General features: G+C 61.2%; 14 protein-coding genes. 5 read left to right on the top strand and 9 right to left on the bottom strand.

The annotated features are described in order from the left end of the window. The first annotated feature begins 14 nt into the window (after window positions 1-14). From A3C3_RS0102580 to scpA, 5 genes are all read left to right on the top strand, one after another. Window positions 15-857, top strand: coding sequence for an ABC transporter ATP-binding protein (locus A3C3_RS0102580; RefSeq protein ID WP_022713057.1), 843 nt, complete (start codon window positions 15-17; stop codon window positions 855-857). Between the two features lie 23 nt (window positions 858-880). Next, window positions 881-1945 carry an ABC transporter substrate-binding protein gene (locus A3C3_RS0102575; protein WP_022713056.1) on the top strand — a complete coding sequence of 355 codons (1065 nt, stop codon included), beginning with the start codon at window positions 881-883 and terminating at the stop codon, window positions 1943-1945. Between the two features lie 22 nt (window positions 1946-1967). After that, complete coding sequence (locus tag A3C3_RS0102570) at window positions 1968-2786, top strand: ABC transporter permease (RefSeq protein ID WP_022713055.1); 819 nt, start codon at window positions 1968-1970, stop codon at window positions 2784-2786. A 1-nt stretch (window position 2787) separates the two neighbouring features. Beyond that, window positions 2788-3561 carry an ABC transporter permease gene (locus tag A3C3_RS0102565; protein WP_022713054.1) on the top strand — a complete coding sequence of 258 codons (774 nt, stop codon included), beginning with the start codon at window positions 2788-2790 and terminating at the stop codon, window positions 3559-3561. 116 nt (window positions 3562-3677) lie between these two features. After that, complete coding sequence (scpA, locus tag A3C3_RS0102560) at window positions 3678-5816, top strand: methylmalonyl-CoA mutase (protein ID WP_022713053.1); 2139 nt, start codon at window positions 3678-3680, stop codon at window positions 5814-5816. A gap of 282 nt (window positions 5817-6098) precedes the next feature. On the opposite strand, the gene A3C3_RS37580 is transcribed toward scpA, so the two are convergent. The 9 genes from A3C3_RS37580 to A3C3_RS0102515 all read right to left on the bottom strand — a co-directional run bounded on the left by A3C3_RS37580 (window position 6099) and on the right by A3C3_RS0102515 (window position 15863). Then, window positions 6099-7163 carry an extracellular catalytic domain type 1 short-chain-length polyhydroxyalkanoate depolymerase gene (locus A3C3_RS37580; protein ID WP_022713052.1) on the bottom strand — a complete coding sequence of 355 codons (1065 nt, stop codon included), beginning with the start codon at window positions 7161-7163 and terminating at the stop codon, window positions 6099-6101. Between the two features lie 120 nt (window positions 7164-7283). After that, window positions 7284-8450, bottom strand: a complete 1167-nt coding sequence (locus A3C3_RS0102550) for a fumarylacetoacetate hydrolase family protein (RefSeq protein ID WP_145611751.1) — start codon at window positions 8448-8450, stop codon at window positions 7284-7286. A 184-nt stretch (window positions 8451-8634) separates the two neighbouring features. Continuing rightward, complete coding sequence (locus tag A3C3_RS0102545) at window positions 8635-9492, bottom strand: transporter substrate-binding domain-containing protein (protein WP_022713050.1); 858 nt, start codon at window positions 9490-9492, stop codon at window positions 8635-8637. A gap of 35 nt (window positions 9493-9527) precedes the next feature. After that, complete coding sequence (locus A3C3_RS0102540) at window positions 9528-10298, bottom strand: ABC transporter ATP-binding protein (protein ID WP_033419576.1); 771 nt, start codon at window positions 10296-10298, stop codon at window positions 9528-9530. An 8-nt stretch (window positions 10299-10306) separates the two neighbouring features. Continuing rightward, window positions 10307-11047: an ABC transporter permease gene (locus tag A3C3_RS0102535; RefSeq protein ID WP_022713048.1), complete on the bottom strand. Its 741-nt coding sequence runs from the start codon at window positions 11045-11047 to the stop codon at window positions 10307-10309. Continuing rightward, window positions 11047-11766, bottom strand: a complete 720-nt coding sequence (locus tag A3C3_RS0102530) for an ABC transporter permease (RefSeq protein WP_028739340.1) — start codon at window positions 11764-11766, stop codon at window positions 11047-11049. Before A3C3_RS0102530 ends, A3C3_RS0102535 begins: the two co-directional genes overlap by 1 nt. A gap of 108 nt (window positions 11767-11874) precedes the next feature. Then, entirely contained in the window at window positions 11875-12729 is an 855-nt protein-coding gene (locus tag A3C3_RS0102525; RefSeq protein ID WP_028739339.1) for a transporter substrate-binding domain-containing protein, read from the bottom strand. A gap of 34 nt (window positions 12730-12763) precedes the next feature. Beyond that, window positions 12764-14446 (bottom strand): M28 family peptidase, encoded by a 1683-nt coding sequence (locus tag A3C3_RS0102520; protein ID WP_022713045.1) that lies wholly within the window; start codon window positions 14444-14446, stop codon window positions 12764-12766. Beyond that, the gene (locus A3C3_RS0102515; protein ID WP_022713044.1) at window positions 14439-15863 is read right to left on the bottom strand and encodes a M20 family metallopeptidase; all 1425 of its coding nucleotides are present in this window, start codon (window positions 15861-15863) and stop codon (window positions 14439-14441) included. The genes A3C3_RS0102520 and A3C3_RS0102515 overlap by 8 nt, the downstream gene beginning before the upstream one ends. Window positions 15864-15872 lie beyond the last annotated feature (9 nt).

Genomic DNA, 15872 nt, shown 5'->3' with positions numbered 1-15872 from the left:
GGGGAGGAAGCAACATGACCAGTTCGACCCTTCTCGAAATCCGCAGCGTCACCCGCGACTTCCAGGTGAACGGCAACAAGCTCACCGCACTCGACGATATCAGCCTTGATGTCGCAGAAGGTGAATTCGTGACGATCGTCGGCGCCAGCGGCTGCGGAAAATCGACGCTGCTGCGCCTTGGCGCCGGACTCGATACGGCTTACGACGGCTCGATCACCCATGCCGGAAAAAGAGTAACCGGTCCCAGTCTTAATCGCGGCATCGTCTTCCAGGAGCCACGGCTGTTTCCCTGGCTGACCGTCGGCCGCAATGTTGCGCTCGGGCTTGAGAACGCCGGCCTTGGCAAGGCGGAAAAGAAGCGTCTCGTCGAGGAGCATCTGGAGCTGGTCGGCCTGTCGGCCTTCGCCGATGCCTATCCGCACCAGCTGTCGGGCGGCATGGCCCAGCGCGCAGGCATTGCCCGCGGGCTTGTCAACCGGCCGAACGTGCTTTTCCTCGATGAGCCCTTTGGCGCGCTGGACGCCATCACCAAGACGCGGCTGCAGGACGAGCTTCAGGAAATCTGGGCCAGGGAGCGCATCACGATGATCCTCGTCACCCATGATGTCGAGGAGGCGGCCTATCTCGGCGACCGCGTCGTCGTGATGTCGCCACGCCCCGGCCGCATCCGCGAGATTGTGCCTGTCGATCTGCCGCGACCGCGCGACCGGACCTCGGCAGCACTTTCTAAAGTCCGCAACCGCGTGCTCGAAAGCCTCAGCATCACGACGAAGGCTGGCCCACAGCAAAGCCCCGGTGTTCCCCCCAGGGCCCCCAAGGTGGCTGGACTGCGTCCCGCCATTGCCGCGGCCGGCTAAATTTGTCGAAACGGAGAGAAATTATGAAACTTGCATCCCTTGCCGCAGGCATTGCGCTTGCACTTGGCCTCTTCACTGGTGCGCTAGCTGAGGAGCCGCTCGTCATTCATGTCGGCTATGCGGCAATCGGCGTCGATAACCGGCCTTACTCGGAGGGCACATCGGCGGCCACGGCGCGCGCTGGTGAATACCTGGAGAAGGAATTCGCAAACGATCCGAATATCAAGATCGAATGGACATTCTTCAAGGGCGCCGGCCCGGCGGTCAATGAAGGCTTTGCCAACGACCAGCTCGATTTCGCCTACCAGGGCGACCTGCCCTCGCTGATCGGGCGGGCAACCGGCTTGAAGACCAGGTACCTGCTGGCAAGCGGTGCCCGCAAGCCACTCTATCTTGCTGCCGCAAAGGCCTCCGGCATCACGAGGATCGAGGACCTGAAGGGACGCAAGATCGCGCTGCAGCGCGGCACGAATGGTCATCTTGCCGCCATCAAGGTGCTTGCGGCTCACGGACTGAATGAGCGCGACGTGCAGGTCGTCAATCTCGACAGTGCCGGAACGGTCGCTGCGCTGACGAGCAAGGACATCGATGCAGCCTTCGGCGACACGCAGCTCATCAACCTGGCGGCCAAGGGTGCAGCCGACATCATCTACACGACCAAGGGCGATGATCCCCGCTTCGGTCGCAATGCAGGCGTGATCGGCCGCCAAGCCTTCATCGAGGCGCATCCGGAAATCACGCAGCGCGTCGTCGATGCCTTCGTCAAGGCGGCGAAATGGTCGTCCGACGAGCAAAATCGTCCCGCGCTCTTCGAACTCTGGCACAAGTCCGGCACGCCGGTTCCGATCCTGGAGGAATATTTCAGCAACGACACGCTGGCTTACCGCAACTCGCCACTCATCGATGACCTGCTGGTGTCGCAGTACAAGGAGCAGGCGGTAAAGGGCAAGGCGTTCGGTCTCATCCGCCGCGATGTCGATCTCAACGGCTGGTTCGAGCCGAAATACTTGAACAGTGCGATCGAACGGCTCGGCCTCAAGAATTTCTGGCAATCTTACGGCGCGGATGGAAAACCTCACGCATCGTAGGCTGAGGCAAACGGAGACGGGCATGGCTGCAATGTTCGAGGCCGCCGGCGATGCCGGCATTCGCATGGCCCAACGACGGCGAAGTCGCGCCGTCGTCGGCCTCTCCGGTCTGGTCCTGCCAGCCGCGCTTCTTGGCCTCTGGTGGGTGGCCTCGGCAAAGGGCTGGCTTGCAGAACAAATCCTACCGCCGCCTTTCTTCGTCTATGAGACGGCACGCGACATGATCGCAAGCCGCGAACTTCTCTTTCACGCCGGCGTCAGCCTTCGCCGTGTGGTGATCGGTTTTGCAATAGGTTCCGCGGCCGGGCTTTGCCTCGGTATCGCGATCGGCCTGTCGCAGAAAATCGAGGACTATGTCAAGCCGCTCTTCCTTGCCTTTGCGCAAATCCCGACGCTCGGCTGGATCCCGTTGCTGATGCTTTTTGTCGGCATCGGCGAAACGCTGAAGATCATCATCATCGCCAAGGGAGCGCTTGTGCCGATGACGCTGAATACATTTTCCGGCATCCGCGGCGTATCGCCAAAATACGTCGAGGTCGGCGAAGCGCTGTGTTTCAGCCGCTGGCAGAGATTGCGGCTGATCGTGCTCCCGGGCGCCGTCCCCTCGATCTTTACGGGCGTCCGTTACGGTCTAACCCATTCCTGGACCTCGCTTGTCGGGGTCGAACTGCTCGCTTCGTCCGAAGGACTTGGCTATCTGCTCGTCTGGGGCCGGCAGATGTTCTGGCTCGATACGGTCATCGTTGCCATGATTGTCATCGGCTTCGTCGGCTTTGCCATGGACAAGGGCTTGGATCGCACCGAAATGCTGATCCAGCGCTGGAAACGTCAGGACATATGACATGACGTTGGCACTCTCCACCCGCTTCCGCCGCGGCATCACACTGCCGGTCCTTCTTCTCGTTGCATGGGAGGTATCGGCCCGCACTGGCCTTGCCGACCCGCGGTTCCTGCCTTCTCTTAAAGACGTGGCGCTGACGGCCAAGCGTGAGATTTTCGACAACGGCCTCTTTGCCGAACTCGGCTTTTCTTTGATGCGCAATATCGCCGGTTTCGGGATCGGCACCGTCCTAGGCATCGCGTTGGCAACGCTGCTTGCGCTCTCGCGCCCCGCCGACCGGCTGATCTCACCCACCTTCAACGGCCTGAAACAGATCTCGCTGCTTGCGTGGATCCCGCTCATCTCCATCTGGTTCGGCTTCGGCGAGCAGGCGAAGATCGTCTTCGTGGCACTTGCCGCCTTCATCCCGATTGTGCTCAACACCTATGAAGGAATGCGCAGCGCTCCCGCCGATCTCATTGAAGTCGGCCGCGCCCTGAAATTCACGACCCGTCAGCGTATCCTGCGCATCCATCTGCCGTCGGCCATGCCGTCGATTGCCACCGGCGTGCATCTCGGGCTGATCTACGCCTGGCTTGCGACGGTGGGTGCTGAATATTTCCTCGCCGTCGGCCCGGGCATCGGCGGGCTGGTCATCGCCGGCCGCGAGCGTTTCGACATGGCCCTTGTCATGGTCGGCGTGTTCGTTCTCGGTCTTGTCGGCTTCTCGCTCAACCGTCTCGCCTATGCGCTTGAATCCTACCTGCTGCGCTGGCGGCCGATACAGGCGCGATAGGCGCCACGCTGGACATGGAAATCGCCAGTTTCCTGCGTAAATTATCCTAAGGCCCTATCGCGCCCTATGCGGTTCGAGTGATAGCGTGCGGCCAAATGGAAATGCCGGAGGAAAACATGGCCAAGAAAACGACCGCGGATTGGGCGGCATTGGCGGAGAAGGAGCTGCGCGCTCAGCCTGAGACGCTGACCTGGCACACCCCGGAAGGCATCGACGTCAAGCCGCTTTACACGGCCGCCGATATCGAAGGGGCGGGGCATCTCGACTCCCTTCCGGGATTTGCACCATTCGTCCGGGGGCCGCGTGCGACGATGTATGCCGGCAGGCCCTGGACGATCCGCCAGTATGCCGGTTTTTCGACGGCCGAAGAATCCAACGCCTTTTACCGTCGCAATCTCGCCGCTGGCCAGAAGGGCCTCTCCGTCGCCTTCGATCTCGCCACCCATCGCGGCTATGACAGCGACCATCCGCGCGTCGAAGGTGACGTCGGCAAGGCCGGTGTCGCAATCGACTCGGTCGAAGACATGAAGATCCTCTTTGACGGCATTCCGTTAAACGAGATGTCCGTGTCGATGACCATGAACGGCGCGGTCATTCCGATCCTTGCCTCCTTCATCGTCGCAGGCGAGGAGCAGGGCTGCTTGAGGGGCGAGCTTTCCGGCACCATACAGAATGACATTCTCAAGGAGTTCATGGTCCGCAACACCTATATTTATCCGCCTGAACCTTCGATGCGGATCGTCGCGGACATCATTGCGTATACGGCGACGGAAATGCCGAAGTTCAATTCGATCTCGATCTCCGGCTACCACATGCAGGAGGCGGGTGCGACACTGGTGCAGGAGCTTGCCTTCACGCTGGCTGATGGCCGCGAATATGTGCGCGCCGCAATCGCCAAAGGCCTCAATGTCGACGACTTTGCCGGACGGCTTTCCTTCTTCTTTGGGATCGGCATGAACTTCTTCATGGAGGCGGCGAAGCTGCGCGCGGCCCGGCTGCTCTGGGCGCGGATCATGGAGGAGTTTTCGCCGAAGAAATCGTCCTCGTTGATGCTGCGCACCCATTGCCAGACCTCGGGTGTGTCGCTGCAGGAGCAGGATCCCTATAACAATATCATCCGCACTGCCTTCGAAGCGATGTCGGCGGTGCTGGGTGGCACGCAGTCGCTGCACACCAATTCCTTCGACGAGGCGATCGCGCTGCCGACGGAATTTTCCGCGCGCATCGCCCGTAACACGCAACTCATCCTGAGCCATGAGACAGGTGTCACGAGGGTCGTCGACCCGCTCGCCGGCTCCTATTATGTCGAGAGCCTGACGCAGGAACTGGCAGAAAAGGCATGGGCTCTGATCGAGGAGGTCGAGGCCATTGGCGGCATGACACGCGCAGTCAACGAGGGCCTGCCGAAGAGATTGATCGAGGAAGCCGCCGCGCGGCGGCAAGCTGCGGTGGACAAGGGCGATGAGGTTATCGTTGGCGTTAACAAGTACCGCCTCGAGAACGAAGAGCCGATCGACATCCTGGAGATCGACAACAGCGCCGTGAGAGCCGCGCAGATCAAGCGTATCGAAGAGACGAAGCGCCGGCGCGACAGCGCCAAGGTCGCCCAAACGCTCGCTGCGCTTGTCGATGTCGCCCGCAGCGGAAGAGGCAATCTCCTGGCTGCGGCCGTCGAGGCGACCCGTGCGCGCGCCACCGTGGGCGAGATCTCCGATGCCATGCGGAAAGCCTTCGGCGATCACGCCGCCACGCCAAGGGTCGTCAAGGACGTCTATGGCGAAGCCTATCGCGACGAGCCGGAGCTTGCGGTCCTGAAGAGCCGTATGTCGGACGTCAGCGCGGCGCTCGGCCGCAGGCCGAAGATCATGGTTGCCAAACTTGGCCAGGACGGCCATGACCGCGGCGCCAAGGTGATCGCATCGGCGTTCGGCGATATCGGTTTTGACGTGCTTGCCGGTCCGCTTTTCCAGACGCCGGAAGAGGCGGCGCAAATGGCGATCGGCGAAAACGTCAACGTCATCGGTGTCTCGTCGCTTGCCGCCGGCCACAAGACGTTGCTGCCGCAGCTCGTCGATATCCTGAAAGCAAAGGGCGGCGGTGATGTCATCGTCATTTGTGGCGGGGTCATCCCGCGCCAGGACTATCAGTTTCTGGCCGATCACGGTGTTTCTGCCGTTTTCGGCCCCGGCACGCATGTGCTCGACGCCGCCAACTCCGTGCTGGATCTTATGCAGGGAATCCGGCGCAACCAGTAGATTTCCCGGCCGGCATTTGCCGCTGTTGCAGGCAATCGGCAGGATCTTGCTGCGTGCCATTTTTTTTGACAGGCGCAAGCCAAGCCGGAAGCGGAAATCGCCGACCCTACGTCGCTTGCCGGATGTTGCCGGGGCAAGCTTTTTTTCTCAGCCGGCTGCCGTCGAGGTGACCGCCAGATGGGGCGCCAAGCTTAGCCTTGCTGCATCGGTTGAACTTATGGATCGGCGGCAACTGGCGACTATCGCCAAGGCAAGAGCCGTTGCTGGACTGCCGGCAGGAGGTCAGCGAAGCAGCCCGGCTACGCGCAGCGCGTCATTGATGATTTTGCCGACCCGACTGTCGCCGAGCTCCGGTTGAGGGCTTCGTCGCTCTCTTGCGCCAGCCAATTTCCGATCGCCAGACCCCTCGGCAGCGGCGAACTCTGTTGCTTCGACATCGGAATCGGAAGCGAGGCCCCAACTGCGCGCAATGCGCGCGGTTGACGAAATCCCCGCCTCAAGCATGTAGGGTCCCGGTCGGCCGAACGAGGAGCCGCCTTGGGTTGCAAGAGGAAGGCCATGCGCCATGCCTTTGATGGAATAGGTTTCGATGACCATTCGCCCATCTGCATCGAACCAGAGCTTGTGCTGGTGCCCATTGGCCACTTCCGTGCGATCCGGCTCCTTACGTGTCGCGTGAACGCCGCTCCACTGATCTACGATCTGATCTGCATTCCTCGGTCGCACTGTTTGATCATGCGTTCCATGCCACACAGATACAGTCGGCCACGGACCTGCGTGATGTCCGGCACGCCTCAACGCGGACCGGAGCTTCACGGCGCTCGACGGATTTCGCCCCTGCATTTGTGCGAACGCTTCTGCGACATTGGCCGCCGCGCCATAGGGAAGACCCGCGATGATCGCGCCGCCGGCGAACATCTCAGGATAGGTCGACATCATCGCGTTCGCCATGGCGCCACCTGCTGAAAGACCCGTCACGAAAACCCGGTTCGGATCGATGCCCTGTGACTGAACGACATGTGCGACCATTTGACTGATGGATGCGGCTTCGCCCGCACCGCGTCGTGCATCCCCGGGTTCAAACCAATTGAAACAGAGGTTCGGGTTGTTCGAGTGCTGTTGTTCTGGATAGAGAACCGCAAATCCCCGCCGCTCAGCGAGCTGCGACCATCCAGAACCCAGTGCGTATCCTTTAGCTGTCTGGGTGCAGCCATGGAGGGCTACGACGAGCGGGGTACGCGTATCCATATGTGTCGGGAGGAACAGCCAAGCCTTGAGCGCGCCGGGATTGGACCCGAATGCTGCGATCTCGACAAGGCGTTCGTCTGGTGAATCTCGAAAGGACACATGCTTCTCCTTGAGCCAACAAAGGCGCCGAGGATTACATATAGGGACGATTGCTGCAGTGCACAAATGCAGGAGGCCAATTGCCGCAGATCCACGCGGCCGAAGTGGCCCGGAGCGCTGTCAGGCGTGAAGCAGCCCCCGCGCGGCGAGGTTTGCCATCAAAGCCGAAATGCCGAACGTCCATGGGGGGCATTCGGTGGAAAGGCGAACGGTATTGACGAGCCTGCCGAGCCCAGATGCGGAGATCTCGACCACATCGCCGACCTTGTGCGTAAAGCCCTGGTTGGGGGCGTCGCGGTCCTGCGTCGGGGCAAACAGCGTGCCGAGGAACAGCATGAACCCATCCGGATACTGATGATGAGGCCCGCAGGTCTGCCTGACGAGATCGGTCGGGTCGCGGCTGATCTTCGACATTGAGCTCTTTCCGTTGAGAACGAAGCCGTCCTGGCCGGTGACTTTCAGGTCAAGCTCGGCCTTGCGGACGTCGTCGAGGCCGTACGTGGCGTCGAAAAGGCGAACGAAAGGACCGATGGAGCAGGAGGCATTGTTGTCCTTTGCCTTGCCGAGCAGCAGAGCCGAGCGGCCTTCGACATCGCGCAGGTTCACGTCGTTGCCGAGGGTCGCGCCCTTGATTTCGCCGCGGCTATTGACCGCAAGCACGATTTCCGGTTCCGGATTGTTCCAGGTCGAAATCGGATGCAGGCCAACATCGGCACCCCAGCCGACGGAGGATAGAACCGGCGACTTGGTAAAGACCTCGGCATCCGGGCCGATGCCGACTTCGAGATATTGCGACCACATGCCTTCGTCGATCAACGCCTGCTTGACCTTTGCCGCTTCCGGAGAGCCTGCTTTGATGTTGGCAAGGCTCCCGCCGATCAGTGTGCCAACGCGGTCCCGGATCGAGGCTGCGCGCTCCGGATTGCCGGCAGCTTTTTCCTCAATGACGCGCTCGATCATCGATTGGGCAAAGGTCACACCGCAGGCCTTCACGGCCTGAAGGTCTGCCGGCGCCAAGAGATAAGGGCTGGCAGCGTCCGGTCTGCCGGTGCTGTTTGTTGCCACTGTTTCGAGTGAAGCAAGGTGTTTGCCATCCGCTTCGCGCACGAAACCTGCCGGGTCGGCTTTCTCCAGAAGTGCGCTCAATGTCGGGGCTTGCCTGGATGTTATGTCGACGATTTCTCCGTCGCGGATCGTGACAATCGCCGGACCGGCTGCCTGCGGATTCCAGACGCGGCCGACGAACAGGCCGCCCGATGAGGCGTCGTCGAGAAGCTGAGGCATGATGACCTTCCGTCGCAGTCGAGCTTTTTGCTCACGTGATTGAAATTCGCCGCCCTCCAGCAGCGCCGGAAATCGATCACATCTGTCCGGGCGGGGCAAGGTCAAAAATACGGCTGCAAGCAAGTTGAGACGTCTTTGGCGAAAATCAGGCCGGCGGCGCTGAGTGACGCCGCCGGCCTTGGCAGGGTCACCTCGGTGTCACGTCGAAGCCGAACCACTTTTCCGAGAGCGTCTTGATGGTGCCATCGGCCTTGGCGGCGGCAATCGCCTTATTGAATTCCTCTTTCAGCTCGGAATCGCTCTTGCGCAGGCCAACCGAGCTGCCGCGGCCAAGAAAGCCGCCCTGGAAGCGCGGGCCTGCGGTTGCCATGTCTTCGTTGCCCGGTTTTTGCGATGCCGTGGTCAGATAGGCCATGGAGGCCATGACGAGGTCGACACGGCCGGCCTTGAGATCGAGGTCGTGCTCTTCGGTCGTTTTGTATTCGCGAACCTCGACGACACCCTTCAGATATTTGTCAACAAAGGCTGCGGCCGTCGACGCGGTCTGCACGCCGATCGTCTTGCCCTCAAGCATCGGCTTCAGCTTGTCGATTTCGGCGGCCGCACCTGCTTCGTCGCTGGCAAGCGAGAAGACCTGGCCCTTTTCGGGCATGTGGGCGAGATCGCTGGATTTGGACGTTGCAAATGCCTGGCCCGTCGAGCCGTAGGAGTCGCTGAATGCGATGACTTCCTCGCGCTTGGCGGTTGCCGACATGCCGGAGATGATCGCATCGAACTTGCCGGCATTGAGTGCCGGGATCATGCCGTCGAAATTCTGAACGACGATCTTGCATTCCACCTTCATGTGATCGCAGAAATACCTGGTGAGTTCGATTTCATAGCCGTCGAGCGTGCCGTCGGGCTTGGTAAAGTTGTAAGGCTTGAACGCGCCTTCGGTGGCGATCGTGACCGTCGTCCACTTCTTTTCTTCGGCATGTGCGGCCGTCGAAATGGCCAGCATGGTCATGGCGGAAGCCGCCGCCAGGATGCGATTGAAAGCTGTCATGTAGGCTCCCCTTTTCTTGGTTTGGGTTGAAGCTGTCATTTGCTGATGAATTGCCGGAAACGATCCGACTTGGAGTTGGCAAATACGTCCTGTGGCTTGCCGTCCTCTTCGACGAGGCCCTTGTGGAGGAAGACGACGCGGCTGGAGACGTCGCGGGCAAAGCCCATCTCGTGCGTGACCACGAGCATTGTGCGTCCTTCCTCGGCAAGCGCGCGCATGACGCGCAGGACTTCACCGACGAGTTCCGGATCGAGCGCCGAGGTCGGTTCGTCGAAGAGCATGACCTTCGGCCGCATCGCCAGGGCCCGGGCGATCGCTGCGCGCTGCTGCTGGCCGCCGGAAAGATGGGCGGGATAGAAATTCCGCTTCTCGGCAATGCCGACCTTGGCAAGCAGAGCCTCGGCCTCTTCGACGCTTTCGGCGCGGGGCCGGCCCTGGACGTGGATGGGCGCCTCGATGACATTTTCAAGCACGGTCTTGTGGGACCAAAGATTGAAGCCCTGGAAGACCATGCCGAGCTGCGAGCGGATGCGGTCGACCTGCCTGCGATCGGCCGGACAGCTGCCGCCCCTGCCGTCAGCCGCCATACGGATCGTCTCGCCGGCCACGGTGACCTCGCCGGAATTTGGCGTTTCGAGCAGGTTGATGCAGCGCAGAAAGGTCGATTTGCCGGAACCGGAGGAACCGAGAATGGAAACGACATCGCCTTCGTGGGCGTCGAGCGAGATGCCCTTCAACACTTCGACCGGGCCGAAGCTCTTGTGCATGTCCTTGACGCTGAGTGCGATCGGCGCAGGGGAGGGCATTGCCGCGGTCATCGCGCGTCTCCTTCAATAGGTGCGGTGGAAAGGCCTGCCGGAGGATGTGGCACGGGCTGGCGCAGGTGCGGGCTCAGCCAGTATTCGAGAAGATGGACCAGCCGCGTCAGCAGGAAGTTGATCGCGAGATAGATGGCACCTGCGACGACGAAGACCTCGATGGCACGGTAGGTCTCGGAGATAATTTTGGCGGCAACACCGGTTACCTCCATCAGCGTTATGATGGAGGCAAGCGAAGTTGCCTTGACCATCGATATCATTTCGTTGCTGTAGCCGGGCAGTGCTTGACGAATGGCAAGCGGCAGGAGGATGCGTCGAAACTGCATCAGGCGCGGCATGCCGCAGGCCCGGGCTGCCTCGATCTGCCCGAAAGGCACCGACAGGAGGCCGCCACGGATGATCTCGCTGCCATAGGCGGCCGTGTTCATCGTCAGCGCCAGAACGGCGCACCAGTAGGGCTCGCGCAGAAAGGGCCAGAATAGGCTGTGGCGGACTGCTGGAAACTGCCCAAGACCGTAGTAGATCAGGAATATCTGTACGAGCAGCGGCGTGCCGCGGACGATGAAGACGTAGCTTCGTGCGAACCAGTCGAGAGCTGTGATGCTAGAGAGCCGGCAAAGTGCCAGGGCAAGGGCGAGGATTGCGCCAAGTATGATCGATGTCGCGGCAAGCTCCAGGCTCAGCGGGATCGCGGACATGAGGCTCAAGAAGGTCTCGAAGAGAAATTGCCAGTCCATCAGCTTCTCCTCACACCGCGCGAAAAGTGCTGCTCGGCGCGGCGCATGAAGAGACCGGAAACCGTCGAGATCAGCAGGTAGATTGCGCCCGCGATGAGATAAAAATCGAATGGCAGGCCGGTCGATCCCGCCGCCACCTGGGTCTGGCGCAGCAACTCGGCGACGCCGGTAATCGAGACGAGCGCCGATTCCTTCAGCACCACCTGCCAGACATTGCCGAGCCCCGGCAGTGCGTGGCGCAGCGTCAGCGGCGCGACGATCCGCCGAAAGCGCAGCCATCGGCTCATGCCGCACGCGATCGCCGCTTCGATCTCGCCGGCATGCACAGCCTTGAACGCGCCACGGAAGACCTCGGTAAACTGCGCTCCGGAGGTGACCGCGACGGCGAGCGACCCGGCGAGGAAGCCGGGAAAGCCGACGAAGCCCTGGGCACCAAAGAGCTGGCCGACGGCGGTGACAACGGCACTGCCGCCGAAATAGAAGAGATAGATCACTAGGAGATCGGGAATTCCGCGCAGCACCGTCGTATAGGTGTCGGCGGCGATACGAAGCCCGCGGCTTCCCGATATCTTGGCCCAGGCTCCGAAGGAGCCCATAACTGCGCCGATCGAATAGCCGGCAAGTGCGATCAGAATTGTCATCCACGCACCGGCAAGCAGTGCCTTGCCCCAGCCGTCCGGGCCGAAACTGACCAGGTCAAGGATACCGGGCTGGTTCATGGCGCCTGCCTTTTGCATTTTTCTTGAGGAGCTTGAAACGACATGTCACCCATCACGGAAAAGTCGGTGGCGGAATAAGGCGGCGGTCTGTCGCCGCCTGGATCAAGATCAATTCGTCTCGAAGGATGGCGTGAGGTCGATCTTGCTCCAGTGTTCGGAGAGCTTCTTGATCGTGCCGTCCTTTGCAGCGGATTTGATGGCTTCGTCGAATTTCGCCTTCAGGTCTGCTTCGCCCTTGCGCATGCCAAGGGCGACTTCCGTGGCGAGCATGGCGCCCTTTATCAGCGGTCCCGACATCATCAGTTCGTCGTTGCCGGATTTTGCAAGTATGGAGGTCGCATAGACGCCGCTGTCGAAGCCGGCATCAATGCGGCCTGCCTTCAGGTCGAGGTCGCGTTCGCCGGAATTCTTGTAGGCGCGCACCGTGACATTGCTGCCGTAGTAAGCATTGATCAGTTGTTCCTGGCTGGTCGACTGGACAACACCGACGGTCTTGCCGTCCAATGCCTCGCCGATCTTGGCCATGACGGGATCGGCCTTGCTCTTGTCGTTGAGGTTGAGCTTCTGTCCGGTCATCGGCAGCGAAGCGACAGGACCGTCCTTCAGCAGAATGAAGCTTGCAACGCCACTGGCGTATGGAACGGTGAAATCGACAACCTGCCGGCGCTTTTCATTGATGCCAAGCGTCATCACCAGATCGAATTTGCCGGCATTGAGGCTCGGGATCATGGCGGTCCACTCGCCAGGAGTGAGCTCACACTCCACTTTGGCCCGGGCGCAGAGATCGTTGATCAGGTCGACATCGAAGCCGGCGAGCTTGCCGCTGGAATCCATCATGTTCCAGGGTGGAAAGGCGCCTTCTATGCCGACCTTCACATGTGTCCAGTCCTTGGCTTCGGCAGCAATTGCAGCCGTATTCAAAACGGCCGCCAGAACGAAGAAAAGCAGATTTTTCCTTTTCATGACATCATTCCCCTTTTTTATTGCGGTTCGCTGTTCAGGCATCAAATGCGGATCTCAATGCGGCATTGGCGTTACGAAGGGCGTGGGCGATGCGATTGCGCGTCTGTCGGGCGTGAACGACATAAAATGGAGTGTCGGGTGCGTGCTCGGGCAGGCCGGCCAGTTCGCGCAGGCCTTCCAAAGCCGGCCATGGCGGATGCGGCAGAGCTGAATCGTGATGGAAGCGATCGCCGCGCGTATAGTTGAGCGGCACGAGCTGGCGGGACGCGCGCATCAGCGCTGCGTTGAGACGCTCGGCCTGCTTGAGGCAGCCACCGCTCGCTGCCAGGACTGCCTGGGCATTGTGCCGCAGCTCGGCAATCGCGCCGGCAATCGGTGCGAGATCGAGGCGGCCGCCAATGGCGGTACTCAGCCGCGTCACCTCCTCTTCAAGCGAGGCGGCGTAGAGCGTGTAGTCCAGTGGCAGAACGGGGGAGATGAGCAGGCGCTCGAGAACCTCGATGATGATCTGTGTGTCGCGGCGCAGATTGTCCGGGTCGATATGGTCGATGGTGTCATGGGCAGTGTGCCACCACCAACCGAGCGCCGTCAGCATCTTTATCGGTCCGGGAGGTTGATGGCTCAGGCTGCCGAACATCGACGGAATGCCGATGCCCCAGAAGGACTGGTCGGCGGCGCGGCCGTGACGTCGGCCGGCATGGCGCTGGCCGGTGATTTTCTCGATCGCCTCGGCCGCCAGCGGTCTGAGCTCGTCGATCACGCTGGAATTGCTCAAAATCGCCGCGCCCTTCCCGCCCGTCGAGTCAACATTGACGTGGGCGGCGCAACGGCGCTCGAGATCATCGAAATACTCGTCGGCATACCAGGCTGAGCCGGAGTAGCGCCCATGCGAATGACCCGACCAGAAGCAGATGCGCAACCCGCGCTTCCAGCTCGACGCCGCTCCGCCCAGGAGTCGTGCTGCCTCCAGCATCGTCGCATTCGCACTGCCATTGTCCATGACGCCGTAGTGCCAGGTGTCGTGATGACCCGACAAAAGTATGAACGGATCGTCTGGCCCTTTACCGGGGGCGGGTATCTCGGCCACCAGCAAAGGTGTCTTGGTCCAGCGGGTGTCGACCTCGGCAAACAAGATGGCCTTGACGGTTTGGCCGTCTGCAAGGCGTTTGCGCAACGCGGCACCGTCATGCCTGTCGATCGAGCAGATCACGGTCGCAGGGAGCCGGTCGCGGGTATGCTGGGAGGGGTTTCCCCACACGGGCGACACGCACATTTCATAAAGATGCTCGGTAGGACTGATATGGAGCTGGCCGCGCGCGCCGGCCGCACTTGCCAGCGCCGCGACCTCTTCGGTTGCAATGCCGTCCACGAGAACGATCTTTCCAGCCACCTCGGCCTGCGAAAAATCGGCTTCGGTGCCTTCGCCGACATGAACGAGTTCGGCGCTGACGCCCGCAGGCGGGCTGGACGCGGACATCGAATGGGTGATGCAACGAAGATCTGCGCCGTCGATTTCCACCTTTGCCTGTCCCGGCAGGCTGATGAAGGCCTCATGAAACAAAAGCTCGGTGCGATAGCCATAGCTTTTCATCTGCCGGTCGAGGTAGCCGAAACTTTCCAGCTCTTCAGGCGTTCCGGACAGCTTGACGCGTCGGGAAAACTCACGAAGATGCGCCATCAGCCGCCCGACATCGGGCTGTGTAAGTTCGTCAGGCATGTCGTTTTTCCGGCAGCGGCGGCTGCACATCATCCGGGATAGGATTGACGAAGGGTGTCCCGTCGAGGCGGGCCTTGAGGTCGGCCTTGGCGGCATCGATGAGTGACGGGTCGCAGATCAGATCAACGGCCATGCTTGCCATCACCTTTGCTGCATGTTCGGTGCCCTTATGGGCGGCCGGAAGCTTGCCCTGTGCGACCAGCTGCCAGGAATGGCCGGGCGTACCGATCGCATAAGTCGCGCCGCGCATCTGCACGGTCGGAACGACCCAGCTCACGCTGCCGACATCGGTCGAGCCGACGATAGAGCCGTCTCCGGAATACAGCGGGAATATCTCCTCGCAAAGCGGGTGATCCTTATTCGGTTTCAAGCCGAAGCGGTCATAGGAAGACGCGATATCCTCCGCACTCATCGTCTGCTGGAACGTGCGGGCGGTTTGTTTGTCATTTTCGTCAAAAACGGGAGGGCCGAGACGCTGGAGATGGGCAAACATCCGTTCTTCCAGCGGGGTATTGCCGACCAGGTTCGCATCGCCGCTGAGGATCTCGCTGCGGACCGACGTCTCGGTCATCAGCGCCGCCCCCTCGGCGACTTTTTTGACGCGCGCAACAAGCGACAAAAGTTCGGGCAAAGTGCGGGCGCGGATGAGATAACGCACGGTCGCGCGGGCCTGGACGACGTTTGGCGCAGCGCCTCCGGTATCGGTCACGGCATAATGAATGCGGGCTGTCGATGGCATATGTTCGCGCATGTAATTGACGCCGACATTCATCAGCTCGACGGCATCGAGCGCACTGCGGCCGAGGTGCGGTGTCGCGGAGGCATGCGAGGCGCGGCCGGTGAAATGGAAGTTGAGTTCGTTGCAGGCAAGCGAGATCGGATTGTTGACCCCGGCAAAGGCGGCCGGGTGCCACGAGATGGCGACATCGACGTCGTCGAAGACGCCGGCGCGCACCATGAAGCCCTTGGAGGAGCCACCTTCTTCGGCCGGGCAACCATAATAGCGCACGCGTCCCTTCAGGCCGTTCTGTGCAAGGAAATCCTTGACTGCGGCGGCCGCAAGCATCGAACCGGCGCCCAAAAGGTTGTGACCGCAACCATGACCATTGCCGCCGGCAATTGCTTCGCGCTGCTCGGCAAGGCCTGCCACCTGGCTGAGGCCCGGCAGAGCGTCGAACTCGCCGAGAATTGCAATAACCGGTCCGCCCTCGCCGGCCTCTCCCATGACCGCTGTCGGCAGCCCGGCGAGGCCGCGTTCGACGCGAAAGCCTTCCTGTTGCAGAAGCCGCGCATGTTCGTCCGACGAGCGATATTCCTCATAGTTCGTTTCCGGCAGATCCCAGATGCGATCGCTGAGCGCAAAGAAGATTTCGCGCTTGCCTTCGACGATGTCCCATACACTGTCCGAGTTTTTCATGGCTTTCAA

This window comes from Rhizobium mongolense USDA 1844 (genome assembly GCF_000419765.1).
Lineage (GTDB): Bacteria > Pseudomonadota > Alphaproteobacteria > Rhizobiales > Rhizobiaceae > Rhizobium > Rhizobium mongolense.
The sequence above is the reverse complement of the archived record's forward strand: the minus strand, read 5'-3'. Positions and strand labels throughout refer to the sequence as shown.